Source organism: Tsukamurella hominis, from assembly GCF_965137015.1.
Classification (GTDB): domain Bacteria; phylum Actinomycetota; class Actinomycetes; order Mycobacteriales; family Mycobacteriaceae; genus Tsukamurella; species Tsukamurella hominis.
This window is the reverse complement of sequence record NZ_CBCRZG010000001.1, coordinates 270,189-293,775: the sequence shown is the minus strand read 5'-3', so window position 1 is coordinate 293,775 and position 23,587 is coordinate 270,189. Positions and strand designations below refer to the sequence as shown.

The following is a 23,587-nucleotide window of genomic DNA, read 5'->3' as shown; positions in this document are numbered from 1 at the left end:
GTAGCCGCCGCCGTTCGCGCGAGATGTTCGCGCAGAGCGTGACGCACGGGGCGGCCCGGGACGGGCCGGGGCAGTACCGTGGAGTCATGAATGACCTGCCCTTCGGATTCTCCTCCGGCGACGACGGCGGTGACGACGGCAAAGGCCGACGGGACCAGCCCTTCGGCGCCGGTCAGCCCTTCGACATGTCGCAGCTGGGCGACATGCTGAGCCAACTCGGCCAGATGATCTCCGGCATGGGTTCGGGCATGACCGGTCCCGGTGCCGGCTCCGGCGAGCCCGTCAACTACACGCTCGCGGCGCAGCTCGCGCGCCAGACCCTCGGCAAGCACGAGCCCGTCTCCGAGTCGCAGCGCAAGGCCGTCGAGGAGGCGATGCACCTCGCGCAGCTCTGGCTCGACGGTGCCACGGTGCTCCCGGCCGGCCCGCAGAAGACGGCTGCGTGGACCCCCGTCGACTGGCAGGAGAAGACCCTGCCCACGTGGAAGCGGCTGGTGAACCCTGTCGCGGAGAAGATCTCCGGCTCGTGGATGCAGAGCATGCCCGAGGAGGCGCGCGAGATGGCCGCGCCGATGATGGGGATGTTCAGCCAGATCGGCTCGATGTCGTTCGGCACGCAGCTCGGGCAGGCGCTCGGTTCGCTGTCGAAGGAGGTGCTCACCAGCACCGACATCGGCCTGCCGCTCGGCCCCGAGGACACCGCCGCCCTACTGCCCGAGGCGATCGAGGCCTTCAGCAAGGACCTGGACATCAAGGACCAGGAGATCCTGGTGTTCCTCGCCGCCCGCGAAGCCGCACATCAACGCCTGTTCTCGCACGTGCCGTGGCTGCGCGCGCGGGTCCTCGACACCGTCGAGCAGTACGCCCGCGGCATCACCATCGACATGTCGGGCATCGAGGAGCTCTCCCGCAACCTCGACCCGACCGCGCTGCAGGACCCGTCGAAGCTCGAGGAACTGATGGCCGCGCAGGGCGCCGCGCTGCAGCCCCAGGCCACGCCGGAGCAGACCGCCGCGCTCGAGCGCCTCGAGACGCTGCTGGCGCTCATCGAGGGCTGGGTCGAGGACGTCGTGCACGCCGCGATCGCCGACCGGCTGCCCAGCGCCGCCGCGCTGCGCGAAACGATGCGCCGCCGGCGCGCGTCGGGCGGCCCGGCCGAGCAGACCTTCGCCACGCTCGTCGGCCTGGAGCTGCGCCCCCGCAAGGTGCGCGAGGCGGCCGACCTGTGGGAGCGGATCCTGAACGCCACCTCGATGGAGGAGCGCGACGGCATCTGGGCCCACCCCGACCTGATCCCCGACGCCGCCGACCTGGACGCGCCCGCGGCCTTCATCGACCGCATGCTCGGCGACGCGTCCGGCGCCGACCCGTCGGACCTCGACGACCCGATCGCCGCGATCGAGCGGCTGGGACGCGAGTCCGGCGGCGAATCCGACGGGAACTGACCGAATCCACTCACCTTCATCTCAGCTTTACTGGGCTATGAAGGAGGGATGGAATGGGTCGAACACTTCGAAGAACGGGCACGACGACGCGGACCGGACCCGGCGTGGTCCCTCGGCGCGGAGTTGCCCCCGTCGGTGATCGCGAGCCTGCAGCGCTTCCAGGTCGGTGAGAGTGGCGACGGCGCGACGCTGGCCGCGCACGCCGACGCCGCGGGCGACCCGGCCTACGCCGCGGCGGTCCGACTGTTCGTCGCCGAGGAGAACGAGCACGCACGACTCCTCGCGGAGCTGATCCGCGCGGGCGGCGGCGAACTGCTCGACGGGCACTGGTCGGACGCGGTTTTCGTACGCGCCCGTCGCGCCCTCGGCCTGCGCTGCGAGCTGCTCGTGTTGACCGTCGCGGAACTCATCGCGGTCAGTTACTACGGGGCGCTCGCGCAGTCGCCCGATCCGCTCCTCGCCGAGGTCAGCCGCCGCATCCTCGACGACGAGCAATACCACATTCGATTCCAGCGGGACCGCCTCAGCGAGGGCTTCGCGGCCACCCCACCCGCTCGGCGGCGCGCGATCGGGGCCCTCTGGCAGGGCTTCGCCTGCGCGGTGTCGATCGTGGTCGCCGCAGACCACGGTCGCGCGTTGGCGGCGGTCGGCGGCTCGCGGCGGGCACTGCTGCGGGAGAGCGCCGCGCTGTTCGGCCGGTTCCGGCGCGAGGTCTTCGTCGCCGCGCCACCGGTGACCGCGCGAGAGATCTCCGCCGCGCCCCATCGCCCCTGATCAACACCGGTATCCGCCTGTGGATAGCCGCTGATTCCGGACGGTTCACGGAGCGCCGGCGTGCTCGACTGGAGCCATGCGGCACCGTCTGAACCCGTACCTCACCGTCGTCGTCCGGCCGCCCACGCTGGTCCAGTTGGGCGCCTCGGCGACCGGCGCGCCCGTGCTGCAACCGCCGCCGTGGCTGGCGCCGGACGCGACGGCGGGGCTGCTGCGCTGGCTGCAGTCCTTCCGCACCGCGCGCGAGCTGGAGCGCCGCGCCGCCGACCTGGGCATGACCCCGTCCGACGTCACCGAGCTGCTGGACGCGCTCCGCGGCCACGGGCTGCTGGAGGCGGAACCGCCGCACGCGCCCCTGCAGGTCCACCTGCACGGGCGGGGCCCGGTCTCCGACACCGTGCTCGGCGAGCTCGCCGCCCTCGACGAGGTCCGGGTGACCGCCGGGACCGCGCGGAGCTGGACGCCGGCCGGCCGCGGCGTCGACCTCGTCGTGCTCGCAGACGCCCTCTCCCCCGATCCCGTGCTGGTGGCGCGGCTGATGCGGGAACGGGTGCCGCACCTGCCGGTGGTCCTGCGCGACGGCGCCGGGATCGTCGGGCCGCTGGTGCTGCCCGGCGCGGGCCCGTGCCTGCGCTGCCTGGACCGCGCCCGGGCCGACGCCGATCCCGGGTGGCCCACGCTCGCCTGCCAGCTGTTCGGCCGCGCGGGGCGGGCCTCGGCCCAGATCCTGCGGATGACCGCCGCGGTGGCCGCGCAGCAGGTGGCGTCCGTCGCCGCCGGGCGGTGGGACTCGGCGGACCCGCCGGACGCCCTCGGCTGTACGTTGGAGGTCGAGGGCAGCGCGATCGCCGTCCGACGATGGTTCATGCACCCCGGGTGCGGATGCGGGGTCCCCGCAGCCGCGTCCGAGGCGGCAGGCTGACTCCAGGGGGCCAGATGTCCGAGATCACTCGTGGCAGTGCGAAGCGCACGGCCAAGCTGGCGGGGCTGCCGCTGGGTATGGCCAGCCGCACGGCGGTGGGCTGGGGCAAGCGGCTCGCCGGCGCCGATAAGGACGAGGTGAACGCGGAGCTGCAGGCCAAGGCCGCGGAGCAGCTCTTCGAGGTCCTGGGGCAGCTCAAGGGCGGCGCGATGAAGCTCGGCCAGGCCATGAGCGTGATGGAGGCCGCTGTGCCGCCGGAGTACGCGGCCCCCTACCGTGACGCGCTCGCGAAGCTGCAGAACGAGGCCCCGCCCATGCCCGCGGCGACCGTGCACAGGGTGCTCGACCAGCAGCTGGGCACGGGCTGGCGGGACCGGTTCAGCTCCTTCGATGACGAGGCGGCGGCGTCCGCGTCCATCGGCCAGGTGCACCGCGGCGTGTGGTCCGACGGCCGGGAGGTGGCGGTCAAAGTCCAGTACCCGGGCGCCGACGAGGCCCTGCGCGCCGACCTCAAGGCCCTGGGCCGACTCAGCTCCGTGCTCAAGCCGCTCACGCCGGGCGCCGACGTGAAGTCGCTCGTGCAGGAGCTCACGGACCGCACCGAGGCCGAGCTCGACTACCGGTACGAGGCCACCAACCAGCGCAAGTTCGCCAAGGCCTTCGACGGTGACCCGAACGTCCAGGTGCCGAAGGTCTTCGCCAGCGCCCCCACCGTGATCATCAGCGAGTGGGTCACCGGCCGGCCGCTCCGCGACGTCATCGCGAACGGCACCCAGGCGGAGCGGAACGACGCCGCACTGAAGCTCACCGAGTTCGAGGTCAGTGCGCCCGCCCGCACGGGCCTGCTGCACGGCGACCCGCACCCCGGGAACTTCATGATCGCGCCCGACGGGCGGCTCGTCGCCCTCGACTTCGGTGCCGTCGCCGAGTACCCCGGGGGCATCCCGCCGGCCGTGGGCAAGATCCTGCGGCTCGCCCGCGACGAGGACTACGACGCCTTGTTCCCGCTGCTGCGGAGCCAGGGCTTCATCCCGCCGCGGCTGGAGATCACGCCCGAGGACATCCGTGGCTACCTGGCGCCCTACGTCGATCCGCTGCGGTCCGAGAGCTTCCATTTCACCCGCAAATGGCTGATGAAGGCCGCGTACACCGCGACCGACGTACGCAGCGAGCAGTTCCAGACGGGCCGCAAGCTCGCGCTGCCGCCGGAATACGTGATGCTGTTCCGCGTCCTACTGGGCATGGTGGGCATCTGCTCGCAGATGGAGGCCGAGGCACCGTACCGCGCCATCGTGGAGCATTGGGTGCCGCTGCTCGACGGCGACGAATAACGTCGGACGCATGACCGCATCGATCTCCCGCCTCGTCGTCTCCGTGTCCGAGCTGGACGCCGCGCTGGCCTTCTACGAGGGCCTCGTCGGCCTGCGGCGCACCGCCGCCGCCGGCGAGCTGGCGTGGCTCGCCACCGCCGACGGCGTCGAGATCATGCTGCACGAACGCCCGGCGACGCCCAGCGACACCGCCGTCGCCCTCGGCTTCGCCGTCGCCGACCTGGACGGCACCGTGGCGACCTGGTCCGCGCGCGGCGGCGCGGTGGTGGACCCGCCCGAGGAGCGGCCGTGGGGCGAGCGGATGGCCGTCGTGCGAGACCCCGACGGGCACCTCGTCTGCCTGTCGCAGGCATCGCCGCCCGCGTAAGCGATCAGTCGAGGTCCTCCTTCGACGCGGCGACGGCCTCCGTCCGGCTCTCGTACAGGTGGGGCGCGAGGCCGCGGTCGGCGAGGTGATCGGCCAACTTGAGCCGCAGGAACGCCGACGTCGTGTAGCGGGTCACCGACTCGTAGTACTTGCTCATCCGGCGGACGCGGGTGGCGTACTCGTCGACGAGGTCGGGGCCGAGCACGAAGTTGTCGTAGTTGATCACCACGTTGACGGGCCGTCCGATCTCCGCGAGCCGCCGCTCGATCTCCACCCCGGCGCGCTCCACCTCCTCTTCGGTGCGCACCGCGACGCCCTCGAAGTTCATGAAGAACAGGTTCCGCTTCTCGTCGTAACTGAACCGCGCTTCAAGGGGCACCGACAGCAGGTCGTCCCGCAGCCCCATGGGGTCGTCGCGGAAGATCCGTGGATCCATGAGCGCGGGCGGGCCGTCCATGATCGGCTTGAAGCCCAGCAGATCCAGCACGTCGCGCTGCAGGTCGACGCCGGGCGCGATCTCGATGAGCTCCATGCCGCGCTCGGAGAGCCGGAAGACGCACCGCTCGGTGATGTACATGACCGGCTGACCCGACGCGTGGGCGTACTCGCCGGAGAAGGTGCGCTGGTCGACGGCCGCGACGAACTTGGGCGCGGCCGGACCGTCCGAGGTGACGATGGCACCGTCGGAGACCTCGGTCCGCGCCGGCGCGAGGAAGGTGCCCAGGAAGTAGACCGCCTTGGCGTTCTGGCTGATGTTGATGAAGCCGCCCGCGCCCGCGAGGCGAGGCCCGAACCGGCTGACGTTGACGTTGCCGGCACCGTCGGCCTGCGCCATGCCGAGGAACGCGGCGTCGAGCCCACCACCGTCGTAGAAGTCGAACTGGGACGGCTGGGCGAGGATCGCGTCGGCATTGATGGCGGAGCCGAAATCCGTTCCACCCGCAGGCATGCCGCCGATCACGCCCGGCTCCGCGGTTAGCGTGAGGTACTCGAGGACGCCCTCCTCCGCGGCCACGGCGGCGACGCCCTCGGGGACACCGATGCCGAGGTTGACCACGGAGTTCGGGCGGAGCTCCAGCGCGGCGCGGCGCGCGATGACCTTGCGCGGGTCGAGCGGCATCGGATCGATCCAGCTCATCGGCTGGCGGATCTCGCCGCTCATCGCCGGGTTGTACTGCGAGCCCCACGACTGGGTGTGGCGCGCGGGGCTGGTCGCGACGACCACGCAGTCGACGAGGGCACCCGGGATCTTCACGTCCCGCGGGTTCAGCGATCCGCGCTCGGCGATCCGCTCGACCTGCACGATCACGAGGCCGCCCTTGTTGTGCACGGCGATCGCCGTCTCGAGCGCCTCGAGCGTGAGCGCCTCCTTCTCCATGGTGACGTTGCCGCTGGGGTCCGCGGTGGTGCCGCGGAGGAAGGCGACGTCGAGCCGGTCGAAGGCCTTGTAGAAGAGGTACTCGCGGCCGTCGATCTCCATCAGCCGGACGCGGTCCTCGGTGGTCGCGTCGTTGACCTTGCCGCCGCCGAGCCGGGGGTCGGCGAAGGTCCCCAGCCCGACGTGGGTGATCAGCCCCGGTTTGCCGGCACCGGTGTCGCGCAGCAGCTGCGCGATCACGCCCTGCGGCAGGTTGTAGGCCTCGATCTCGCCCGACAACGCGAGCTTCTGCAGCGCGGGAGCCATGCCGTAGTGGCCGCCCATCGCGCGCTTGATCATCCCGTCGTGGCACAGGTGGACGGTGCCGCGCTCGCCCCGGTCGCCCTGCGCCACGGTGAACACCAGCGACAGGTCCTTCGGCGAGCCGGTCGCGAGGAAGCGCTCCTCGAGGGCCAGCACGAGCTCCTCCGCGAAGCCCTGCCCGGCGAAGCCCTCGAGCACCAGGTGGTCGCCGTCGCGGACGAGACGCACCGCCTCCTTCGCCGTGACCACCTTGTCGCGGATCGGTGATGTGGCCGTGGGCATCAGGACCGGATCGATGGACATCGCATGCCGCCTCTCACTCGCCCCGCGGGGCTGCGATCGCAGTATGCGATCGCACTGTGATGTGTATCACGCGGCGAGGTGGCGTTCGCGGGATTCCGCGACAGCGGTCAGACGAAGGCGCTCTTCCCCGTGACCTCGCGCCCCACGAGCAGCGACTGGATCTCGGCGGTGCCCTCGTAGGTGACCAGCGCCTCCATGTCGCAGAGGTGCCGCATCACGTGGAAGTCGAGGGTGATCCCGTTGCCGCCCAGCACATCGCGCGCCATCCGGCACACGTGCCGGGCCTTGACGCTGCAGTAGTACTTGGCGAGCGCGGCCATGGTGTCGGTGACCGCGCCCTCGTCGAGCAGGCGGCCGAGCCGGATGCAGTAGAGCTGCATCGACGTGACGTCGGCGAGCATCTCGACGAGCTTGCTCTGCACGCTCTGCGTGGCCGCGATCGGCTTACCGAACTGGGTGCGACGCTGCGCGTACGTCAGCGCGATCTCGTAGGCCGCCACCGCGTGCCCCGTCGACGACCAGGCGACCGCGTTGCGGGTGCCCATGAGGACCTTGGAGACATCGGGGAAGCCGTTGCAGTTCACCAGGCGGCGGTCGTCGGCGACCCGCACGTCGTCGAGCACGATGTCGGCGTTCTGCACCATCCGCAGCGAGACCTTGCCGCCGATCTTGGTGGCGCTGTACCCGGGATCGTCCTTCTCCACGACGAAGGCCTTGACCTTGCCGTCGCCGGTGTCACGGGCGAAGACGACGATGACGTCGCACCAGGTCGCGTTGCCGGGCCAGCGTTTGAGGCCGTTGAGGATCCAGTCGCTCCCGTCGCGGGTCGCAGTGGCCTCCAACGCGACGGAGTCGGAGCCGTGGTCGGGCTCGGTGAGCGCGAAGGCGCCGATCGTGTCGAGGTTCGCCATCGCCGGCAGCCACCGTTGCCGCTGTTCCTCGGAGCCCAGGATGTAGATCGACTGCATGGCCAGGCCCACGTGCACGCCGAGGAACGTCGCGATGCTGCCATCGATGCGCCCCAGCTCGTATGAGACCAGGCCCTGCCCGACCGCTGTCATCGGCGTGATGCCGTAGCCGGTCATGGTGTCGCCGACGATCTTCAGCTCGCGCAGCTTCGGCAGGATCTCGAAGGGGAATTCGCCGCGCTCCCAGTAGTCGTTGACGATGGGGAGGAGCTCCTTGTCGCCGAACTTGCGGACCTTGACCAGCAGGTCCTTCTCCTCGTCGGAGAGCAGCGCCTCCATGTCGAGGTAGTCGGTGTCGCGGGAACGGGCGATGCCGTCCACGAGGGCCTCGGTGGTCTGGTCCGTCATCGGGCGTCCTAACTCTCAGTCGAATCGGCGTGGATCAACTGTGCGCCGCATCACTGTGCGGTCGCAATGTTTTCGCGGACAACGCCGAAACGGCTTTCGGGTCACCGATCACAGCGCGGTGGTCGGGACGCCCCCGATCGCCGCCGGGCGTTGTCGCCGCGGACCCCGGAAACGAATGAGCCCCGATCCTCTCGGATCGGGGCTCATTGCGCTCAGGCCGCATTCTTCCGCGGCCGGCCGCGCGGGCGCTTGCGCGCGATCACGACGCCCTGCTCGAAGATCTGGCCGCCCCACACGCCCCAGGGTTCGCCGCGCTCGAGGGCGGCGGCCAGGCAGGCGCGCTGGAGGGGGCAGGTCTCACAGAGGGTCTTGGCCCGCTCGAGGTCCGACGGGGCCTCGGCGAACCAGAGGTCGGGATCCCCGGCCCGGCAGGGCACGCGGCTCTCGATACTGGTCGTCCGGGTGATACTGATGGAATCGATGGTGCGGACGATTGGTCGTTCGTCCATGATGGTCGGCACTTCTGGTCACCATTCCACCTGCGGTTCAGGTGGCCTCGGTAGCGGCGCCCGGTCAGGCGCACGGGATGTTCTTCCAAGTGGGTGCGCGAACCGTGTGGCGGTCCTCGATCCCCGACGGTGCGGGGGTGACGAGAGACCGCGAATCCACGGGTTCCGCGCTGCTGCGGGGCCCGTGGTGAATGTGAAGAGGTGGGTCTAAGGACCTAACCTCGTCGCGAAAGACACACGGGGCGCGTGAGCGGTTCGTGATCGACGGCGTACGTCGCCTGCTCCTGGCGCAGTCGCCAGAGACGTGGCGACATGCCGGGCAGGGCGTGGGAGGCCTCGATACGAACCGCTACTGCAGCGAACACTCCACCCTCTGCTGCGGTGAACTGCTTGCTTGCGTTGATGATTGCGTTGTTCATTTCGTTTGCCTCCTTTCGCGCGCTGGTCAATCACGTTCCGGCGAGCGAGGCAGTACCTCGCGCGTCATCCCGTGCGGTCGTGTTCCACAGTATGCGGACGAAACTATCCGCACAAGTTATTTTTGACCTGCACTTTCACGGAATTCAGGCGTGCTCGGAGACGAGCGCGAGCACCTCGTCGCCGTACTTGTCGATCTTCGTCGACCCGATGCCGTTGATCCGCACCAGCTGGGCACGGGTGCGCGGCTGGTGCTCGGCGATCGCGAACAGGGTGGCGTTGGAGAAGATCGTGTACGGCGGGACCTGCTGATCGCGGGCCTGGCCGGTGCGCCAGAGCTTCAGCGCCTCCACGAGCGCGTCGTTGAGGTCCGACGGGCAGTCCTCGCAGCGCGAGCGCAGCTTCTCCTCGCGGGTGTCGAGAATGCCGCCGCACACGCGGCAGACGTCGGAGCTGCGGCGCTTGCCCTTCGACGGCCCCGCATCGACGCGCGGCCGGCCCGCGTCGGCCTGCCCGGCGACCACGTCGAGGAAGCGGGTGCGCTTGCGCGTCCTGCGCCCGCCCTCGTTGCGGGCGAGCGCCCAGGAGAGGTGCAGGTGCTCCCGGGCGCGGGTTACGCCCACGTAGAGCAGGCGGCGCTCCTCCTCGATCGGCTCGGGATCCCCCTTGGCGATGGCCTGCGAGATCGGCACCGAGCCCTCGGTGAGTCCGACGAGGAAGACCGCGTCCCACTCCAGGCCCTTCGCCGCGTGCAGCGACGAGAGGGTGACGCCCTGCATCGTGGGCGGGTGCTTGGCCTCGGCGCGGGCGCGGAGCTCGCCGATGAGCTCGGCGAGCGTGAGGCCCGGCCGCTCCTTCGCGAGATCGGCCGTCAGCTCGACCAGCGCGCCGAGCGCCTGCCAACGCTCGAGGGCGCGGGCACCGTCGGGCGCCTCCGGGGTGAGGCCCAGCGGCTCCAGCGCGCCCTTCACCAGGGCGAGCAGTTCCGCGCCCGCGACGCCGCCGAACTGACCCGCGCGCTCCATGAGCGCCCGCACGGCCTGGCCGATCTCGGGCCGCTCGAAGAAGGCGCTGCCACCACGCACCTGGTACGGGATGCCGGCCTCGGTGAGCGCGGCCTCGTGGACGGCCGACTGGGCGTTGATGCGGTAGAGGATGGCGATCTCGCTGGCGGGGACGCCGCGGGCGAGCAGCTCCTTGATGCGCTTGGCGACGAGCTTCGCCTCGGCGGGCTCGTCGTCGACCTCGGCGTAGATGGGGGCGGGCCCCTCGGGGCGCTGGCCGATCAGTTCGAGGCGGGTGCCGGCGACGCGGCCCTGCGCCGCGCCGATCACCTTGTTGGCGAGCGCCACGACCTGCGGCGTGGAGCGGTAGTCGCGCTGCAGCCGGACGATGGTGGCGTCCTCGAAGCGGCGGGTGAAGTCGAGCAGGTAGTTCGGGGTGGCGCCGGTGAAGGAGTAGATGGTCTGGTTCGCGTCTCCCACCACGGTGAGGTCGTCGCGCTCGCCGAGCCAGGCGTTGAGCAGCTGCTGCTGCAGCGGCGTGACGTCCTGGTACTCGTCGACGACGAAGCTGCGATAGCGGTCGCGGAACTCCTCGGCGACCACGTGGTTGTCCTCGAGGATCGCCGCCGTGACCAGGATCAGGTCGTCGAAGTCGAGGAGCCTGTTACCGTCCTGATCGGTCTTGCGCCGCTCGTAGGCGGCGTAGACGTCCGCGACGGTGCCCGGCGCCATGGGAGCCGTGCGGCCCGCGTCCTCAACGGCCTTCGCGTAGGTCTCGGGGGTGACGAGGGAGGCCTTCGCCCAGTCGATCTCGCTGAGCAGGTCACGGATGGTGTCGGTCTCGGGCCGCAGGTCGCAGTCGCGGGCGGCGCGGCCGATCACCGGGAACTTGTTGTCCAGCAGCTCCCAGCGGGTGTCGCCGATGGCGCGGGGCCAGAAGTACCGCAGCTGCCGCATCGCGGCCGCGTGGAAGGTGACGGCCTGCACGCCCGGCTGCCCGTCGCCCCCGCCGATGCCCAGGCTGCGCAGCCGGGCCCGCATCTCCCCCGCGGCCCGCGAGGTGAACGTCACGGCGAGCACCTGACCTGCGGCGACGTGCCCCGTGGACACCTGGTGCGCGATGCGTTGCGTGATGGTGCGGGTCTTGCCCGTGCCCGCGCCCGCCAGCACGCACACCGGTCCGCGCGGCGCGAGAACCGCCTCCTGCTGTTCCGGGTCCAGTGCTTCGATCACACCGTCGAGTATTCCAGTCGGGTCCGACAGGTCGGGGCCGGGGAAGAAGTGCGGGCGCGGCGTGGTTGAGTCATGGCATGAGCCAGCTGACGATGTACACCACCACGTGGTGCGGTTACTGCAACCGCCTCAAGACGGGCCTCAAGGCCAACGGGATCGAGTGGACCGAGATCAACATCGAGGAGGATCCCGCGGCCGCCCAGTTCGTGGAGGGCGTCAACGGCGGGAATCAGACGGTGCCCACCGTGAAGTACGAGGACGGTTCCACCGCGACCAACCCGTCCCTCGCCGACGTCAAGCGCAAGCTCGGCGTCTGATCCTCCCGACGAAAGTCCGGTCATTCGTCTCAACGATCGTTGAGACGAATGACCGGACTTTCTCGTTCCGCGCTCACGCCGCCGCAAGCACGGCCCGCCGCTCGCCGACCCGCGCGACGTACGCCCGGGTGAACAGCGCCGGCAGCGCGAAGCCCAGCGCCTGGACCGCGATCCGCACCGGCTCCGGCTCGCTCAGCGCGACGCACGCCGCGCCCAGCAAGGCGGTCGCGGCGAAGGATCCCGCCCACGCCGCGGTGATGACCATGTTGACGTGCAGGAACATCGGGTGGCCCGCGGTCGCCTCGTCGACGGACCGCCGGGCGATCGCCAGCGTGAACGGACGGCCCGTCCCGAGCCCGATCCCCGCGATCACGGCGAGCCACGCCGACGAGAGCGCACCGTCGTAGGCCTCGAGCGGCGAGTGCGGCACCACGAACGCGAGCGCCGCGAGTGCGACGAAGTAGACGACGCCACCGAGCTCGAGCGCGCCCGCCGCCCGCCCTGCGCGCCGGTCCTGCACCAGCAGCGCGACGGCGACCGCAAGCGCGGCCACAGCGCCCCACTGCCAGCCGACGGCCGACGAGGCGATCGCCAGGACGATCCAGGGAAGGAATCCGCGTACGTAGCTCATGAGAAGGACGCTACGAGTGAGGCCGTCGGAGCGCCTCGGCCCGCGGGTGGAGATCCGGGTGGAGACCTACTGCGCCGCCCAGGCCTCCGTGATCGCGCGCGCGATCGAGATGGAGTTGGGCAGGAGCAGCGGGGCGTCGGGGGCGTCGGTGCTCCAGTCGCCGGCGGCCAGCGCGTCGCGCACCTCCCGGCGGCTGAACCACCGCGCCTCGGCGATCTCGCCATCGCGGAAGTCGAGCGCTGCGTCGCGGGAGGCGCGGGCGGTGAAGCCGAGCATCAGCGAGCGCGGGAAGGGCCAGGGCTGGCTCGCGACGTAGGTGATCTCGTCGACCTCGATCCCCGCCTCCTCGTGCAGCTCCCGCGCGACGCACTGCTCCAGCGATTCGCCCGGCTCGACGAATCCCGCGAACAGCGAGAACAGCCGCTCCGGCCACTGGTGCTGGCGGCCGAGCAGGACGTGATCGCCGCCGTCGTGCACGAGGGTGATCATGGCGCCGTCGGTGCGGGGGAACTCCTCGCGACCGTCGGCGGTGGTGCGCACCCAGCCGGCCTTCCCGGGGAGCGTCGGCGCACCGTCGACGGGCGAGAAGCCGGCGGTGGCGTGCCAATTGAGGATGCCGAGGGCCTGCGCGAGCAGCGCGGAGTCCACCGCGGAGAGCAGGTGCCCGCGCATGCGCAGGTCGGCGCCGTCGAAGACGTCGACGCGCAGCGCGAAGACGACCGCCCCGTCGACCCGGCCGAGCAGCACCGCGTCGGCCGGGCGCGACGGCGCGACCTCGTGCCCACGGGCGAAGACGAGCTCGGTGCCGTCGAGGTCGAAGCGCCCGCGCGGGTCGAGGCGCAGCACCTTCGCGGTCGCCCACGCCGCGTCGAGCGCGGTCTCGTCGGCGCGCAGTTCGTCGGCGCGGTCGACGTGATAGCGGGAGAGGAGCGGGGGCACGGTCAGACTGAGCTTCGCCACGCTCATCATCGTAGGCTGACGGCATGATCGAACCGTTCGTGGACGCCTCGTGGGTGCGGGCCAACCCCGGCGTGATCCTGGCCGACACCCGCTGCTACCTCGACGGGCGCTCCACTCGCGAGGCCTACGACGCCGGCCACCTGCCGGGCGCGGTGTTCGTCGACCTCGACGGCTACCTCGCCGCTCCCCCGTCGTCCGCCGAGGGCCGGCACCCGTTGCCCACCCCGGAGGCCTTCGCCGCGGGACTCTCCGCGGCGGGCATCGGCGACGGCGCGACGGTGGTCGCCTACGACGACGCGGGCGGCGTCATGGCCGCGCGCCTCGTGTGGCTGCTGCGGGCGCTCGGCGAATCCGCCGCGCTGCTCGACGGCCCGCTCGGCCCCTTCGACGACACCGGCACCGTCGAGCCCGCGCCCGCGCGCTTCACGCCGCGACCGTGGCCCGCGGACCGCCTGGCCACCATCGACGAGGCCGCCGCTGGCGCCGTCCCCGTGATCGACGCGCGCCCCGCGGACCGGTTCCGCGGCGAGAACGAGACCGTCGACCCGCGGGCGGGCCACATCCCCGGCGCGGTCAGCGTGCCGTGCCGGGAGAACGTGTCCGACGGTGCGCTGCTCCCCCGCGCGACCCTCCGAGCGAGGTTCGAGGAGGCCGGCCTGCGGCCCGGCGCGGACTTCATCGCCTACTGCGGCTCCGGCGTCACGGCGTGCCACGACCTGCTCACCTCGGAGCACGCGGGCTTCCCCGGCGGCCGCCTCTACCCCGGCTCGTGGTCGCAGTACGCCGCCACCGACCGGCCCGCCGCGACCGGCGACTGATCGTGCGTGCCCGTCTCGCCCTGGCGACCGTCGCGGTCCTCGTCGGAGGGTGTTCGTGGCCCGGCGGCGAGCCTGTGGTCCAGCGCCACTGTCTCACCGACGACGGGCCGAAGCTGCTGTCGGAAGCGCGGGTTCCGGCCGACGCCGAGCAGATGGGGGTGCGACTCGTCCAGCTGAGTTCGGATTGCGGTCTCGACATGGGCTCCCGGTTCTCCATCGAGGCCGCGCCCGCGAGCGTCGCTACTCTCGTGCAGCGCATGGGCATGGACCGCAGTGACGAACGCGGCACCGTGGGGTCGACGGGCTACTGGGTTCAGGACCGCGTCCAGACGCCGACCTTCGGTTCGCTGGTCCGCGACCTGACGATCGACTCCACGACGGCGACGGGCACCGTCACCGGCGTCCTGCAGCTCTTCACCACCTGAACCGCCGCGACCGTGGGCGACGCCGGGCGGGGCACGTCGGCCGCTGGTTCAATGACCGCATGGTCCAGGACTTCCGGTTCGGCGTGGCGCTCGGCGCCGCGGCGTCGCGCGCGAGTTGGGTGGAGCGGTGCCGCCGCGCGGAGGAGCTCGGCTTCGACGTGATCGGCGTCCCCGACCACCTCGGCATGCTCGCGCCCTTCCCCGCGATGATGCTCGCGGCGGAGGCCACGGAGCGGGTTCGTCTCAACACCTTCGTGCTCAACGCGCCCTTCTACAGCCCCGCACTCCTCGCGCGCGACGCCGCCACCGTCGACCTGCTCACCGACGGGCGGGTGGAACTGGGGCTCGGCGCGGGCTACGCCGCCGCCGAGTTCGAGCGGGCCGGGATCCCCTTCCCGACGGCGCGCGAACGCGTCGACCGGTTGGACGCCACGGCGGCCGCGCTGCGCGCCGCTTTCGCGGACGAGAAGCAGACGCCGCGCCCGGCCCGGCCGGGTGGGCCACCGCTGTTCATCGCCGGGTGGGGCGACCGGCTCCTGGGAGTGGCGGCGCGGCACGCCGACGTCATCGGGCTATCGGGCGCGCGCACGGACGACGCTGGCCGCCTGCGGCTGACCACGGAGACCGAGGCGGCGGACCGGATCGCGCACCTGAACCGCCTGTTGGGCGAGCGCACCGGCACCGTCGAGGTCAACACGGTGATCCAGGCCCTCCTGCCGACCGGCACCGGCCGACCGGAGGGACTCACCCCGCGCGTGACGTGGGACGAGGACGCACCCGCGGACTACATCAGCGTGCTCGTCGGCTCCCCTGGCGCGATGGCGGACCGCCTGCGGGAACTCCGCGAGCGGCTCGGCATCGGCTATGTCACGGTGATCGACCACAACCTCGAGGCGATGGCGCCGGTCATCGCACTGCTGCGGAGCTAGCCGGAGGCCTTCACGTCGGCGTTGCGGACGAACAGCAGCCGGTCGCCGGCCTCGACGACCGAGACGGCGGGCGAGTCGACGCGGTACAGGTTGCCCTTGCGGACCACGCCCAACACGATGTTCGGCAGGTGCCGCGGCGAGCGGCCCACCTCGACGCGGGTCACCTCACGCTCGGCGATGTTGAAGCCGTCGCCGGGCGAGAGCAGGTCCTCGATCATCTCCACGACCGACGGGGTGGTGGTCGCCATGCCGAGCAGGCGGCCGGCCGTCTCCGAGGAGACGACCACCGAGTCGGCGCCGGACTGGCGCAGCAGGTGGGTGTTCTCGGACTCGCGGATCGAGGCGACGATCTTCGCGCGCGGCGCGAGCTCGCGGGCGGTCAGCGTGACCATCACCGCGGCGTCGTCGCGGTTGGCGCCGATGATGATCGACGCGGCGCGCGGGGCGCCGGCGAGCCGGAGCACGTCGGCCTTCGTGGCGTCGCCGCGGACGGTGACCAGCCCGTCGATCTCGGCGACCTCGAGCGCGGCCTGATCGGTGTCGACGACGACGATCTTGCTGGGCTCGATGCCGTCGTTGATCATCGCGCTCACCGCCGTGCGGCCCTTCGTGCCGTAGCCCACGACGATCGTGTGGTTGTGCACCGCTGACCTCCAACGTTGGATCTTGAACGCCTGGCGGGACCGCTCCGTGAGCACCTGGAGCGTGGTTCCGACCAAGACGATGAGGAAGAGAATGCGCAGCGGGGTGATCAGCAGGACGTTGATCAGGCGCGCGGATTGGGTGACCGGGGTGATGTCGCCGTAGCCCGTGGTCGAGAGGGAGACGGTGGCGTAGTAGAGGCAGTCGAGGAAGGTCAGCGACGTCTTACCCTCGAGCCCCGCTTCGATCGCGGAGTCCCGGTACCCGTCGCGCTCGATGTAGACGATGAACACCGCCAGGAACAGCGCGCCCAGCGCGACCAGGACGCGGGCGCCGATGGCGCGCCACGGGTTGGTGGAGTCCCCCGCGGGGATGCGGAGGACACTGACCAGCGCATGGTCGGGGAGATCCGTCAGCTCGGACTTACTCCGTCTGCGGAACGTGGTGCGTGCGGACATACCTACCTGGACGATTCCTCGCGAGAATTGCTGGTCGTTACCCGTCCGGTCTAGCACGTCCGGCGGAACCGACGAGCAATCTGCCACAATCTGCAGATGCTGTCCACACACGGCCCCGCCCGTCGCACCGACAAGCTCGCCCGCGGAATGGCCCTCTCCCTCGCCGGGATGGGCGCCCTGCACTTCGTCGCGCCGAAGCCCTTCGATGCGATCGTGCCGCCGAATCTTCCGCTGGGACTGACGCCCCGCCGCGCGACGCAGCTCTCGGGCGTCGCGGAGCTGACCACCGCCGCGCTGCTGGCCGCCCCCAGGACCCGCCGGCTCGGCGGCGTCGCCGCGGCCGCGCTGTTCGCCGCGGTCTTCCCCGCCAACGTGCACATGGCGCAGCAGTGGTCCGACAAGCCGCTGCCGCTGAAGCTGGGCGCGTACGCCCGGCTGCCGCTGCAGCTGCCGATGGTCGTCTCGGCCGTGAAGATCGCCCGCGACAAGGGCGAACCCGCCTAGCCCTCCCCCGCGCTCGTGATCAGGTCCGCGAGGCCCTGGTGCTCGATCAGGTCCGACGGTGCCACCGTCTCCCCGGACCGCACGTAGAAGAAGGCCGCCCGCACGTCGTCGACGGGCACGTCGCGCAGCCGGGCCCACGCCAGCCGATACGCCGCGAGCTGCACGGCGGCGGCGCGTTCGTCGGCGGGCTCGGTGGGCCGCACGCCCGTCTTCCAGTCGACGACGGTGAAGCCGCCGCCCGGGTCGCGGAAGACGGCGTCCATCCGCCCACGGACGACGGTGCCCGCGGCGGCGATCTCGAAGGGCACCTCGATGTCGACGGGGGTGCGCGCCGCCCACTCGCTCTCCTCGAACCGCCGCTGCAGCAGCGCGAGGTTCTCGTCGGCGCCGGCGTCGCCGTCGGCCGCGCCGGGCAGCTCGTCGAGGTCGAGCAGCCGCGACGCCCCGTATCGGCGCTCCAGCCAGGCGTGGAAGGCGGTGCCGCGCCGCGCGTACGGGTTCGGCTTGAACGGCACGGGCCGGCGCAGGCGGCTCGCGAACGTCGCCGGGCTACGCCGCAGCTCCACCAGCTGGCTCACCGAGACCTCGCGGGGCACGGCGACTTCCAGCTCCAGCTGCGCCTGCCGGGCGCGCTCGGCGAGGAGGGCGGTGACCTCGGCGGCCCAGCCGAACGGGTCGGCCTCGTCCGGATCGGGCTCGTCGGCGCCGCGGCCGAGCTCGACGAGCACCAGCTCCGCGCCGGCGTCCACGTCGGCGCGGTGGGCGCCGAGGAAGTCGCGCGGCCAGGGCAGCCGGATCGGCTCGGTCTCCAGCGGATTGGGCGCGTCCTCGAGAGGTTCGGCGGCCCACTCGGTGACGGCCTCCGGGGCGTGGTCGCGCGCCGCGACGAGGAAGCGCGACGGTGCCTTCGGCGTCTTCACGTCCTCGCTCCAGTAGTGCCCGGACAGCAGGAGCACCGACTGGGTGCGCGTGACGGCGACGTAGAACAGGCGCTCGTCCTCGTGCATGTTCATGCCCTTGAGCGCCTTGCGGTGCGCGTCGAGGGCGTCCTCGAGGTCCTTGCGGTTGTTGCAGCCGTCGAGGTCGAGGCGGGGCACGCCATCGGTCTCGCCCGGCTCGGCGAGATCGCCGCGCAGGTTCGGCTGCAGCTCCGCGGGCGTCGAGAGCCAGGTGGGCAGCGCCCGGTTCGACGGGAAGATGCCCTCCGACAGGTGCGGCACCGCCACCACGTCCCACTCCAGGCCCTTGGCGGAGTGCACCGTGAGCACCTGCACCCGGTCGGTGGCGACCTCCACGTCGCCCGGGGTGAGGCCGCCCTCCACCTTCTCGGCGGCGGCGAGGAAGGCGAGAAGGCCCGGCAGGGTGGCGGTGGGCCGCTCGGCGTAGGAGACGACCACGTCGGCGAAGGCGTCGAGGTGCTCGCGCCCGGTCGCGCGGCCGCCGAGCTGCCGGGACGCGCGGATCCGGGTCTCGATGCTCACGCCCAGAACCCGCTCGGCCTCGGCCACGACCTCGGGCAACGGGTGCCCCAGGCGTTCCCGGACGTGCCGCACCTCGCGGTCGAGCGAGCGGATCTTCGCCAGACCCGCGGCCGAGTAGTCGGCGTCCGGCCCCGGGTCGGCGATCGCATCGCCCAGGCCCGCGGCGTCGAGACTCTCCGAGGGCAGCGTGGCGTCGAGGGCGGCGTCGAGCTGTTCGGGCGTGGCGACGGCGCCCGCGGCCGCGCGGCCCGTCGTGTGCGCGATCCGGCGCGCGCGGTTCCACAGGGCCCGCAGGTCGGCGGCGCCGAGCTGCCAGCGCGGGCCGGTGAGCAGCCGCATCGCGGCGGTACCGGCGAGCGGTTCGACGGCGAGCCGGAGCAGCGCGACCACGTCCTGCACCTCGGGCGTACTCAGCAGCCCGCCGAGGCCCACGACCTCGACGGGCACGCCGCGCTCGCCGAGCGCGGCGGCGATGCCGGCGGAGTCGGCGTTGCGACGGACGAGAACTGCCACCGTCGGCGGCTCCTGCCCCGCCTCGATGCGGCCGCGCCACTGCTCGGCGATCGCGTCGGCGGCCCAGTCGCGCTCGTCGATGACGGTGGAGTGCAGGGAGATCCGCAGGTCGCCCTCGGGCGCGTCCGGCCGGGCCTTCAGCTCGGAGACCGGGACGCCGCGGCTTCGCAGGTCCTCGGAGACGGCGTTGGCGAGGTCCAGCGCGCCGGTCGGATTGCGCCAGCTGGTGAGCAGCTCGCGGCGCGGGGCGGGGGTGCCGTCGGCCTGCGGAAAGTCAGTCGCGAAGCGCGGCAGGTTCGCCGCCGACGCGCCGCGCCAGCCGTAGATCGACTGGATCGGATCGCCCACTGCGGTCACGGCGGCGGCGCCCGACGGTCCGCCGAACAGGGACGCCAGCAGCATGCGCTGCGCGTGCCCGGTGTCCTGGTACTCATCGAGCAGGACGGCGCCGAACCGCGCCCGCTCGAGGCCCGCGACGTCGGGATTGGCGAGCGCGAGCTGCGCCGCGAGCCCCATCTGGCTGCCGAAGTCGAGCACCTCGCGGGCCCGCATCTCCGCGGCGACGGCCCGCACCAACGGGATCAGCCGGCGCCGCTGCTCCTGCACCTCGGCGGCCTTGAGCAGCGCCGCGTTCGGCGCGGCCCGCTGGCGCGGCCCGGGCGGCAGCAGGCCGATCAGGCGCTCCAGCTCGTCGTCGTCGGCCTCCAGCTGATCGGGCGTGACGAGGTGGTCGGCGAGCGCCCCGGAGAGCCCGAGCACCCACTCCGTGAGGTTCGCCGGGTTCCGGTCCAGCTCCAGCGCCTCATCCCACCCGGTGACCACGTCGTACGCGATCTGCCACCGCTCGGTCTCGGAGACGAGGCGCACCGACGGCTCGACCGGCAGCAGCATGCCGTAGTCGCCGAGCAGCCGACCGGCGTAGGCGTGGTACGTGCTGATCTCGGGCTCGACGGTGCGCAGCGACGCCCGCAGCTCCCCCGACGCGTCGATCCGGTCGACGACGGGCGCCCCGGCGAGGCGTGCGAGCCGCTTGCGCACGCGGATCATCAGCTGCTGCGCGGCCTTCCGGGTGAAGGTGAGGCCCAGCACCTGGTCGGGCGTGACGTAGCGGTTGGCGATGAGCCACACCACGCGGCCGGCCATCGTCTCCGTCTTGCCCGCGCCCGCGCCGGCGACGACCAGGCACGGGCCGAGCGGTGCCTCGATGACAGCGCGCTGCTCCTCCGTGGGCGCGAAGGCCTGGCCCAGCTCGTGCGCCAGGTCCACCGCCGAGATCAGCGGCGCGTGCGGGAATCCCTCAGTCATCGACGACGCTCCTCCCCTTGTCCACCACCGGGCAGCACGCCGCGACCGCGCAGTACTGGCACGACGCGTTCAGCGTTGCGGGGAACTCCGGCCCGCGCGTGCGGCGCGCCGCCTCGCGGATCACGCCGAGCCACTCGTCCACGTCGGCCGGAGTGAGCGCGTCCTGCTCGCGGACGGTGGCGCCGGTCTTGTTGTGCGCCTTCGCGACATACACCAGCTTGCCGCCGCCCGGGGTCTCCGGGACGCCGCCGATCCCGCCGTGCGCGAGGGCCACCTGGTAGGTGCGCAGCTGCGCCTGGGCCTGTCCCTCGGCCTGCGTGGGCAGGGTGCGGCCGGTCTTGACGTCCACCACGACGGCCCGCCCGAGCGGGTCGCGCTCGAGCCGGTCGATCCGGCCGCGGATCCGCACGTCGGGATCCTCCCCCGCGCCCTCGATCACCGCGTCGACGCCGATCTCCACGCCCGCCTCGGTGAGCTCGCCGCGGCTGCCGGCGAGCCAGGACCGGAAGGACTCCAGCATCTCCTCGGTGCGCGCCAGCTCCCGCTGCGCGAACCAGTCCGCCTCCAGATCCACGCGGTCCCAGACCTTCTCCAGCGAGCGGGTCACCTCGTCCTTGGGGATCCGGCCCGCCACCGCCTGCACCAGCGTGTGCACCAGGTTGCCGGTGGCCTGTTTGGCGGAGTCGCCGTCGCTGCCGCCGAAGCGCTCCAGCATCCAGCGCAGCGCGCACGCCGAGAGGGACTCCACGTTCGACGGGGACAGCGCCACCGGCCCGTCCTCCGGCGACCACAGCGGATCGTCGGTGCTGGCGCCGGCCACGCCGTACCAGCTGTCCGGGTGCGCTCCGGGGACGCGGTCGGCCGCGAGCCGGGCGAGCTGCCGCGCCGCGTGGGCGCGCTCGTCCGGATCGCGCGCGGGATCGCAGGCGGCGGTGCGCAGCACGGCCACGAGCGTGCGCAGGTCCAGCGAGGCCGACGGGGCGCTCTCCACCGCCGGCGTGTAGGTCTCCGGGTCGTCTCCCTCCGACGGCGCGATGCCCTGCAGGAACCGCGAGGGCACCAGGTCGCCGTCGCCGTCCGCGGTGTCGACCGCCGTGATGAGCAGCGTGCGGCGGGCCCGCGAGCAGGCGACGAGCAGCAGCCGGCGCTCCTCGGCGAGCAGCGGCAGCGACCGCGAGACCGTGGGCAGCGCCGCCGCATCCATGCCGTCGAGAGCGTCGAGCAGCTCGTCGGTGCCGAGCAGGCCGCCGCGCCGCCGCAGGTTCGGCCAGCGCCCCTCCTGCACCCCGGCGACGGCGACGACGTCCCACTCCCGCCCGACGGTGCTGTGCGCGGACAGCAGCGTGACGCCGGGGACGGTGGCCTGCCCGCTGCGGCCGCGTGCGCGGTCGGAACGCGGGATCTGCAGCTGCTCCAGGTATTCGACGAAGGCGCTCACGGACGCGGTGGGCAGCGTGTCGGTGAAGTCGGCGGCAGAGTCGAACAGGCCCATCACCGCGTCGAGATCCCGGTCGGCCTGCTCGCCCAGCGTGCCGCCGCGGAGCGCGAGCGCGCCCCAGCGGGTCGCGAGGCCCGTGGCCGCCCAGGCCGCCCACAGCACCTCCTCGACCGTGCCGTGCTCGGCCGCGGCGCCGGCGGCGCGGACCGCGGCGAGCACACGCTCGACCGGCTCCGCCTCGAGCTCGGTCAGCACGGCCTTGTACGGCGCGAACTCGGCCGCGCCGGTGAGCACCGCGGTGAGGATCTCGGCGGAGCCGCGATCCTCCGCCGGGTCGGCGCGGCGCACCGCGCGCCGGACGCGGCGCAGGGTGAGCGGATCGCCGCCGCCCACGGGACCCGAGAGCAGGGTGACGGCCTCCGCCGGATCGAGCCCCTCGGGCGCGACGGCGGCGCGCAGCACGAGGAGGAGTGCGTGCACGGCGCGCTGCCGCGCGAGCGGCACGTCGTCGGCGGGCACGGTGACCGGCACGCCGGCGTAGGCCAGCGCGCGGCGCAGCGGCGCGATCGACGCCGAGACGGACCGCACGACGACGGCCATGTCCTCCCACGGGACGCCACCCAGGACGTGCTCGCGCCGCAGCAGCGCGGCGATCGCGTCGGCCTCCTTCGCGGGGGTGGAGAACAGCCGGACGGCCGCGGTGCCGGGCCGCGGGCGTTCGGGCGCGACGGCTCCGAAGCGGTTCGGCAGCCGCGCGGAGATGCGGTTCACGGCGCCCGCGACCTCGTCCCCGAAGCGGAAGCTCCGCTCCAGCAGGACGTCCCGCTCGGGCGTGACGTCGAGGTTCTGCAGGAAGCGGGTGCTGGCGCCGCGGAAGGAGTTGACCGCCTGATCGGGATCGCCCGCGATCACGGTGAGCTCCGTACCCGTGCCGAGAAGCCGGATCAACGCCGACGCCAGGGGGTCGAGGTTGTGCGCGTCGTCGACCAGCAGGAACCGGATGCGCTCGCGCTGCTGGGCCAGCAGCGCATCGTCGGAGGCGAGCGCCGTGACGGCGGCGTCGATGAGCTCCGCCGCGTCCACCGCAGGGGCGACGGCCTGGGGGCCGGCGAGGCCGACGGAGCCGCGCAGCAGCGTGGTCTCCTGGTACTCGCGCAGCGCGTTCGCCGCCGCGAGCCACTCCCCGCGGTTGTACCGCCGCGCGAGGTCCTCGATCTCGTCCGGGCCGGCGCCGCGCTGCGCGGCCTGGGCGAACAGGTCGCGGAGCGCGCCCGCGAAGCCGTGGGTGACGAGCGCGGGCCGCAGCCGCTCCGGCCAGAAGGCGCCGCCGTCCTCCACGTTGCCGCGCAGCAGCTCCCGCACCACCGCGTCCTGCTCCGAACCGGTGATGAGGCGGGGCGGCGGGCTGCCGGTGCTGGACGCCTGCAGCCGCAGCACCGCGAAGGCGAGAGAGTGCACGGTGCGGACCAGCGGCTCGCCCGAGGCGTGCACGCCCGCGGTGCCCGCGAGCACCCGGGCGGAGAGTTCGCGCCGCAGCGCGCCGGCGGCCCGCTTGTTGCCGGTGAGGAGCAGCACGGACTCGGGCTCGACGAACGGGTCGGTGAGCTTCGCCACCGCGATGTCGACCAGCGCCGACGTCTTGCCCGTGCCCGGCCCGCCGCGGATCCGGTACGGCGCCCAGCCGCCCACGTCCAGGGGCAGCTCGCCGGTGGCGGGCGACGCGAGCGCGGCGATCGTGCCGCCCCACTCGCGGACGGTGGGCGGCTCCGGGGGCGTGTACTGCAGCCGCAGGCGCGGCCGACGGTGCTTCCCCGCACCGTCGGTCCCTCGATTCCCGGTCCCGGCGTTCACGCGCACCCCCTCT

At 72.6% G+C, this 23,587-nt stretch carries 20 protein-coding genes; 10 read left to right on the top strand and 10 right to left on the bottom strand.

The features are described from left to right. Positions 1-86: 86 nt before the first annotated feature. From ACM9LD_RS01415 to ACM9LD_RS01395, 5 genes are all read left to right on the top strand, one after another. Positions 87-1,445 carry a zinc-dependent metalloprotease gene (locus ACM9LD_RS01415; RefSeq protein WP_415675022.1) on the top strand — a complete coding sequence of 453 codons (1,359 nt, stop codon included), beginning with the start codon at positions 87-89 and terminating at the stop codon, positions 1,443-1,445. 48 nt (positions 1,446-1,493) lie between these two features. Next, positions 1,494-2,219 carry a ferritin-like domain-containing protein gene (locus ACM9LD_RS01410; protein ID WP_415675021.1) on the top strand — a complete coding sequence of 242 codons (726 nt, stop codon included), beginning with the start codon at positions 1,494-1,496 and terminating at the stop codon, positions 2,217-2,219. A 76-nt stretch (positions 2,220-2,295) separates the two neighbouring features. Further along, the gene (locus ACM9LD_RS01405) at positions 2,296-3,141 is read left to right on the top strand and encodes a hypothetical protein (RefSeq protein WP_415675020.1); all 846 of its coding nucleotides are present in this window, start codon (positions 2,296-2,298) and stop codon (positions 3,139-3,141) included. A gap of 14 nt (positions 3,142-3,155) precedes the next feature. After that, positions 3,156-4,472, top strand: coding sequence for an ABC1 kinase family protein (locus ACM9LD_RS01400; protein ID WP_415675019.1), 1,317 nt, complete (start codon positions 3,156-3,158; stop codon positions 4,470-4,472). Positions 4,473-4,482: 10 nt separating this feature from the next. Continuing rightward, complete coding sequence (locus ACM9LD_RS01395; protein ID WP_415675018.1) at positions 4,483-4,839, top strand: VOC family protein; 357 nt, start codon at positions 4,483-4,485, stop codon at positions 4,837-4,839. A gap of 4 nt (positions 4,840-4,843) precedes the next feature. Here the strand turns inward: ACM9LD_RS01395 and ACM9LD_RS01390 are convergent, their stop codons facing one another. From ACM9LD_RS01390 to ACM9LD_RS01370, 5 genes are all read right to left on the bottom strand, one after another. Beyond that, entirely contained in the window at positions 4,844-6,823 is a 1,980-nt protein-coding gene (locus ACM9LD_RS01390; RefSeq protein ID WP_415675017.1) for an acyl CoA:acetate/3-ketoacid CoA transferase, read from the bottom strand. A gap of 107 nt (positions 6,824-6,930) precedes the next feature. Next, positions 6,931-8,139 carry an acyl-CoA dehydrogenase family protein gene (locus ACM9LD_RS01385; RefSeq protein WP_415675016.1) on the bottom strand — a complete coding sequence of 403 codons (1,209 nt, stop codon included), beginning with the start codon at positions 8,137-8,139 and terminating at the stop codon, positions 6,931-6,933. 212 nt (positions 8,140-8,351) lie between these two features. After that, the gene (locus ACM9LD_RS01380; RefSeq protein ID WP_415675015.1) at positions 8,352-8,648 is read right to left on the bottom strand and encodes a WhiB family transcriptional regulator; all 297 of its coding nucleotides are present in this window, start codon (positions 8,646-8,648) and stop codon (positions 8,352-8,354) included. Positions 8,649-8,863: 215 nt separating this feature from the next. Next, positions 8,864-9,067 (bottom strand): hypothetical protein, encoded by a 204-nt coding sequence (locus ACM9LD_RS01375; protein ID WP_415675014.1) that lies wholly within the window; start codon positions 9,065-9,067, stop codon positions 8,864-8,866. Between the two features lie 144 nt (positions 9,068-9,211). Further along, positions 9,212-11,302, bottom strand: a complete 2,091-nt coding sequence (locus ACM9LD_RS01370) for an ATP-dependent DNA helicase UvrD2 (RefSeq protein ID WP_415675013.1) — start codon at positions 11,300-11,302, stop codon at positions 9,212-9,214. A gap of 77 nt (positions 11,303-11,379) precedes the next feature. Between ACM9LD_RS01370 and ACM9LD_RS01365 the strand changes: the two genes are divergently transcribed. Then, positions 11,380-11,619, top strand: a complete 240-nt coding sequence (locus ACM9LD_RS01365) for a mycoredoxin (RefSeq protein ID WP_068522052.1) — start codon at positions 11,380-11,382, stop codon at positions 11,617-11,619. A gap of 73 nt (positions 11,620-11,692) precedes the next feature. On the opposite strand, the gene ACM9LD_RS01360 is transcribed toward ACM9LD_RS01365, so the two are convergent. Further along, the gene (locus ACM9LD_RS01360; protein ID WP_415675012.1) at positions 11,693-12,250 is read right to left on the bottom strand and encodes a hypothetical protein; all 558 of its coding nucleotides are present in this window, start codon (positions 12,248-12,250) and stop codon (positions 11,693-11,695) included. A 66-nt stretch (positions 12,251-12,316) separates the two neighbouring features. Continuing rightward, a complete protein-coding gene (nudC, locus tag ACM9LD_RS01355) occupies positions 12,317-13,219 on the bottom strand; it encodes an NAD(+) diphosphatase (protein ID WP_415675011.1) in 903 nt (300 codons plus the stop codon). Positions 13,220-13,233: 14 nt separating this feature from the next. Between nudC and ACM9LD_RS01350 the strand changes: the two genes are divergently transcribed. From ACM9LD_RS01350 to ACM9LD_RS01340, 3 genes are read left to right on the top strand one after another with little or no spacing between them, the layout of a single operon-like run. Further along, the gene (locus ACM9LD_RS01350; RefSeq protein ID WP_415675010.1) at positions 13,234-14,028 is read left to right on the top strand and encodes a sulfurtransferase; all 795 of its coding nucleotides are present in this window, start codon (positions 13,234-13,236) and stop codon (positions 14,026-14,028) included. 2 nt (positions 14,029-14,030) lie between these two features. Next, positions 14,031-14,453: a hypothetical protein gene (locus ACM9LD_RS01345; protein ID WP_415675009.1), complete on the top strand. Its 423-nt coding sequence runs from the start codon at positions 14,031-14,033 to the stop codon at positions 14,451-14,453. A 59-nt stretch (positions 14,454-14,512) separates the two neighbouring features. Further along, positions 14,513-15,382, top strand: a complete 870-nt coding sequence (locus tag ACM9LD_RS01340) for a TIGR03621 family F420-dependent LLM class oxidoreductase (protein ID WP_415675008.1) — start codon at positions 14,513-14,515, stop codon at positions 15,380-15,382. Here the strand turns inward: ACM9LD_RS01340 and ACM9LD_RS01335 are convergent. Then, positions 15,379-16,482 carry a potassium channel family protein gene (locus ACM9LD_RS01335; protein ID WP_068522071.1) on the bottom strand — a complete coding sequence of 368 codons (1,104 nt, stop codon included), beginning with the start codon at positions 16,480-16,482 and terminating at the stop codon, positions 15,379-15,381. The two genes, ACM9LD_RS01340 and ACM9LD_RS01335, sit on opposite strands and share 4 nt — an antisense overlap. Positions 16,483-16,578: 96 nt before the next feature. Here ACM9LD_RS01335 and ACM9LD_RS01330 point away from each other — a divergent pair, with 96 nt between their 5' ends. After that, positions 16,579-16,986, top strand: coding sequence for a DoxX family protein (locus ACM9LD_RS01330; RefSeq protein WP_415675007.1), 408 nt, complete (start codon positions 16,579-16,581; stop codon positions 16,984-16,986). Here ACM9LD_RS01330 and ACM9LD_RS01325 read toward each other — a convergent pair. Both ACM9LD_RS01325 and ACM9LD_RS01320 read right to left on the bottom strand, forming a co-directional pair. Then, complete coding sequence (locus ACM9LD_RS01325; protein WP_415675006.1) at positions 16,983-20,285, bottom strand: ATP-dependent DNA helicase; 3,303 nt, start codon at positions 20,283-20,285, stop codon at positions 16,983-16,985. The genes ACM9LD_RS01330 and ACM9LD_RS01325 overlap by 4 nt on opposite strands. Then, positions 20,278-23,574 carry an ATP-dependent helicase gene (locus tag ACM9LD_RS01320; RefSeq protein WP_415675005.1) on the bottom strand — a complete coding sequence of 1,099 codons (3,297 nt, stop codon included), beginning with the start codon at positions 23,572-23,574 and terminating at the stop codon, positions 20,278-20,280. The genes ACM9LD_RS01325 and ACM9LD_RS01320 overlap by 8 nt, the downstream gene beginning before the upstream one ends. Positions 23,575-23,587 lie beyond the last annotated feature (13 nt).